The 4,808-nt window shown below is 44.7% G+C and carries 4 protein-coding genes and 1 pseudogene; 3 read left to right on the top strand and 2 right to left on the bottom strand.

What is annotated here, in order from left to right:
- Positions 1-258 (top strand): hypothetical protein (locus F6K49_RS35460; RefSeq protein ID WP_293104314.1); only part of this gene is annotated, 258 nt, incomplete at its 5' end.
- Here the strand turns inward: F6K49_RS35460 and F6K49_RS35455 are convergent.
- Positions 236-499, bottom strand: a complete 264-nt coding sequence (locus F6K49_RS35455; protein ID WP_075896297.1) for a DUF3146 family protein — start codon at positions 497-499, stop codon at positions 236-238. The two genes, F6K49_RS35460 and F6K49_RS35455, sit on opposite strands and share 23 nt — an antisense overlap.
- Before the next feature lie 467 nt (positions 500-966).
- Here F6K49_RS35455 and F6K49_RS35450 point away from each other — a divergent pair.
- Positions 967-1,179, top strand: a pseudogene (locus tag F6K49_RS35450) (RNA-guided endonuclease TnpB family protein); the annotation flags it as partial.
- A gap of 767 nt (positions 1,180-1,946) precedes the next feature.
- Here the strand turns inward: F6K49_RS35450 and F6K49_RS35445 are convergent.
- Entirely contained in the window at positions 1,947-3,068 is a 1,122-nt protein-coding gene (locus tag F6K49_RS35445) for an RNA polymerase sigma factor, RpoD/SigA family (RefSeq protein ID WP_293047778.1), read from the bottom strand.
- Between the two features lie 469 nt (positions 3,069-3,537).
- On the opposite strand from F6K49_RS35445, the gene F6K49_RS35440 reads away from it, so the two are divergent.
- A partial coding sequence (locus F6K49_RS35440; RefSeq protein ID WP_293104311.1) for a DEAD/DEAH box helicase occupies positions 3,538-4,808 on the top strand: 1,271 nt, incomplete at its 3' end.

Here is a 4,808-nt window from a genome sequence, read left to right as displayed (position 1 = left end):
CCTCCCTACTCCCTCCTCCCTCCTCACTCTTCCCGCTTCCCTACTCCCTCCTCCCTCCTCCCTACTCCCTCCTCCCTACTCCCTCCTCCCTACTCCCTACTCCCTCCTCCCTACTCCCTACTCCCTACTCCCTACTCCCTACTCCCTACTCCCTATTCCCTATTCCCTACTCCCTACTCCCTACTCCCTACTCCCTACTCCCCAGAAAAAAAGTACCTCACCGAATTGAGACATGCTATAGCTCAGCTCGAATGGTAAAAGCATAGTTTCCTCCTGGTTCGAGCTGGTAATCCCACTGTTCTAAAAATCGGCCAAGGGGTTCCTGAATCAAGGCACGGCCCAAAGAGGGGGTGACTAACAGCTGACTGACCCGAAAATGCCACTTAAACTCCCATTCATAGTCTGCGGCTTGGACTTCCCCTTCAATCTTGCCCTGTTGCCAGCAGTGCCGCGTAATTCTGACGTAGGCAGTGGTTTCAGGCAAACCCTTTGCACTCACAATGGTAAAAAATCCTAATCTGCTTTAAAGACATAGGTTAGCAGACCTGTTGGCAGATAAGTCAATAGGGATCAACCCGAATGTGATAGCAGTGTGGGTGGTTGATGACCAAGGAACCCAGGGGGTGCATGTCAGTTTTGTTAATCCCTGATTCAGATCCCCCGTTTCCCTTAATAAGGGGGACTTTTCAATCTAATTCCCCCCTTTTTTAAGGGGGGTTAGGGGGGATCTATGTACCTAATTACAAAGTTGACATGCTCCCAACCCAGGTGCTGATGGATGCTTTTTACGAGAAATTAACAAAAGCCGAAAGCCCCCTCTTTTTAAAGCGGGGATGAAGGCGAAATAGCGACTTTAGTCGCCGTTAATAAAAATATTATACCAAAGTCCGAAAATCTGATCTTATTTGATGTAGAATAAGATCAGGATATGAAAAGGTCTAAAGCGCTCCGCGTGACCTACGGTCAATGATTGTTTTAGAGTTCAAAGCATACGGCAAACAAAAACAATATTTTGCGATAGATGAAGCCATTTGCACGGCTCAATTTATTCGTAACAAATGTCTTCGCTATTGGATGGACAATAAGGGAGTCAATAAGGCTAATTTAAGCGCACTTTGTGCAATTTTAGCTAAGGATTTTCCGTTTGCTAATGAATTAAACTCTATGGCTCGACAAGCTGAAGGGGTGACGAAATAGCCTGAACAGCTTTAAATGTAAAGTTTTCACCATTTTGTGGTAAAAAAAAGATAGGTCTATTTTTTTCAACAAGACCTACCTATTGACAATATTGCCTACATCCAAAACCACTTAAAAAGTCAACTTAATAGAGCAGAATACCTGTTCCGATACTTTTTAGCTACCAAAATCTACTTTGCAGATTTTAGCCCACTAATGCAAGCTGCTCTCGCAGCCAGGGGGTATCTCCCAAGGCCAAGATAGGTTTTGTTCCGCTCTTGGCGCATAAATCTGTGTTTAATAGAAAACGCAACCACTATCATGGTTTGCTTTGGTTTTCGGCTTCAATTCAAGGAACCAGAATGTTTTCTTTGACACTAGATTCATAATCAAAGTCTAACATATTTTTGGAGATACTGCAAGATATTTGTATAAAATCGTCAACAGTGGCTAGCCTTCTAATTCTGCTTAGTCTCCTACAGACAATTAAGGCTCTTCCGTACTTGTTATGCTAAATCAACACTTTGGCCAACGGCCTCAGTCCCTGCTCCCTTTCAAGCAAAAGACTATGTCCTAAACCATGCTTCCCTTGCTATAGTTTAATGCAACCTCGTTGAATTGACACTCCCCGCGTCTAATGACCGGGGAGTGTCTAATTGACCAGAGATTATTTAGCCAGAGATTATTTGGTAACTAATTAACCGGAATTACCTGATTTCGACATCACCAAATTTATCCAGCAGTCACGAGCTGACCTAAGACCTGCTGCACTAGGTCAACCAGTCTCTAAGCCGTCGAGCCACTTGCGGACGGCGTAGCTTACGCATGGCCTTGCTTTGAATCTGACGCACCCGTTCCCGAGAGAGATTGAACATGCCTCCTACTTCTTCTAGGGTGTAGGGTTCACTGCTGGCTAAACCATAGCGTAGAGAAATCACATCTTTTTCCCGCTCAGTCAGGACATCACTGAGAACTTCCCAAATCTCCTGGCGCATCATGGATTCATTCATCTTATCTTCGGGCAATCGTAGATCATTGTCTTCGAGCAAATCCATCAGTTCTGTGTCTTCCCCTTTACCAACTCTGTGATTCAAAGAAAGGGAGCGCCTACGCAATTCTAGTAACTGACGCAAATGGGAGAGGGAAATTTCTAGGGCTTGAGCAAGTTCTATTTCATTAGGATTGCGCTGGAGTTGCTGTTTAAGTTCCCGCTGAGCTTTTTTAAGTTTATTGAGCTTTTCTACAATGTGGATTGGTAGACGAATAGTTCGGGCATCATTGGCAATAGTACGAGTAATCGCTTGACGAATCCACCAATAAGCATAGGTAGAAAACTTGTAACCCTTATCTGGGTCAAACTTTTCTGCTGCTCGGTTTAAGCCCAACGCACCTTCTTGAATCAAATCTAGAAATGGTACACCCCGATTAATATATCGTTTAGCAATTGAAACCACTAAGCGCAAGTTCGAGCGAATCATCTTGCGTTTTGCCACACGACCGCGATATAAATTCCCCTCCAACTGACGTTCTGTCATCTCGACCGCTGCAGCTACCTCAGCCTTGGTTGGTTTACGGTCTAACTTTTCGTGTAAGCTGTTGCGGAGTTGGTCGATTTCTACTAGGAACTTAACCCGACGGGCTAAATCTACTTCTTCGTCTGGCTTGAGCAATGGGTAACGAGCCATCTCCTTAAAGAATGCACCCACTGTGTCATCAGAGCCGCTTTTCCGGAAATTATGGGAAGTAGAGACCACTAGTTCATCGTCTTCGGTGAATTCGACGGCTACACGCTGTAAATCTGTTTCCTCTGGCTCAATGTGGTCAGTAACATAAAAATCCTTCTCTTCCGTAGACGGCATTGTATGAGTGTGGTTTAATTCTGTAATATTCATAGGGATGTGTGAGTTGCAAGTGTATTTTAAGTTTGTTAAAACCCTTGCCTTGAGGGATTGAGGCTGTCTGTTGCTGAAAATTGGCCGTTAATGAAAAGTCTATTATCAAAAATTGGTGTTGCTGGTTTCACAAAGAAGTTAATACTCTAGACAGAGCAGCCAAAACACGCTCCATACCCTCAAAGCTCAGTGACCCAACCTGCTTCAAGTAGTTGATGTGTGATTGACGTGATTATAAATTAATGGTTTTAAGCTTACCAGAAGCAGTTTGGCTAATTGTATCTGTAATTACGAAATGTTTAATTACATATATTTTAGTTAAACTCTAGGGTGACGGCAGGAGAGATAATTCTCTTCCCATTGCTTTTATTATTGATTTTGACTCTGGAAACAGAATCTCACATATTTTAGAATTTTCCTATCTATCAATAGTGATAGAATAGGAGCCTTCCCAAACTAAAGCTGCCCTATGTCTAATCCTCCTTTAGGTCTACTGTTAGCTGAGCCTAGAGCACTTTACTTTTCTGGTGGTGGCCAAGAAAAGTGGGTTGAAGTCCTAGTAGATTGTCCAGGAGTCCAAGGTATATATACTTATCGTAATGCATTGGATGTTTCAATCAATCCTGGAGATGTTCTGAGTGTGTCATTCGGGACTCAACAGCTAGGAGCGATCGCTATTCGGATTGTAGACTCTCCACCCCCAAACTTACCACTGGAGAAAATTAAGGACGTAGAGGAGGTGATCAGTCCCGGTTTCTTTCCAAGTTCCTACTGCCAACTGTTAGAGCGGGTGGCTCAGTACTACTGCACCCCTCTAATCCAAGTGATTCGGTCTGCTTTACCTCCAGGACTGTTAGGGCGATCGCAGCGTCGAATTCGCCTCAATTCCTCGGTCTTGCCTAAAGAGGCTCATGTCTTTGTCAATAATTCAGCCGCAAGTAAGATTTTGGAGATTCTCCAGGCTAAACCCAATGGGGATTACAGCTGGCAATACCTCCAACGTCAGGTAAAGGGGGCTAAAGCAGGATTACGTCACCTGCTCAAGCGAGGTTGGGTGGAAAGTTATCTGGAAGCTCCTAAGCCAACTCGTCCTAAGCTCAAGAAAGCTGTGACTCTGGTGGGTAATCTCAATCGGCCTGATCTGACTCGACGGCAACGGGAAGTATTGGAGGTGCTACGCCGTCGTGGAGGAGATTTGTGGTTGAGTGAACTATCACAAATTTGTAATGTTAGTTCGTCAACTATAAATTCTTTGGAAGATAAGGGATATGTGGTGATTGAGCCTAGGGAAGTATTGCGCAGTGCGACTTCACCAACCATGGCTACAGATGCCCCCAAAAACTTGACAAATGCCCAATCCCATGCATTAGACCTGATTAATAATCTCGATGGCTTTGCCCAAGTGCTGTTGCATGGGGTGACTGGGTCTGGGAAAACGGAGGTCTATCTACAAGCGATCGCACCAATCCTAGCGCAAGGGAAATCCGCTTTGGTGTTGGTGCCGGAAATTGGCTTAACTCCTCAAATTACTGACCGTTTCCGGGCTCGCTTTGGTGACAAAGTTCGGGTTTACCACAGTGCCTTGAATAAAGGGGAGCGCTATGATACCTGGCGACAGATGATCCCAGGTGAGCCACAAGTGGTGATTGGCACTCGTTCTGCTGTTTTTGCCCCTTTGCCCCAGTTGGGATTAATTGTTTTAGATGAAGAACACGACTCCAGCTTCAAGCAAGACCAACC

The organism is Moorena sp. SIO3I6, assembly GCF_010672095.1.
This window is presented reverse-complemented; position numbering and strand designations above follow the sequence as displayed.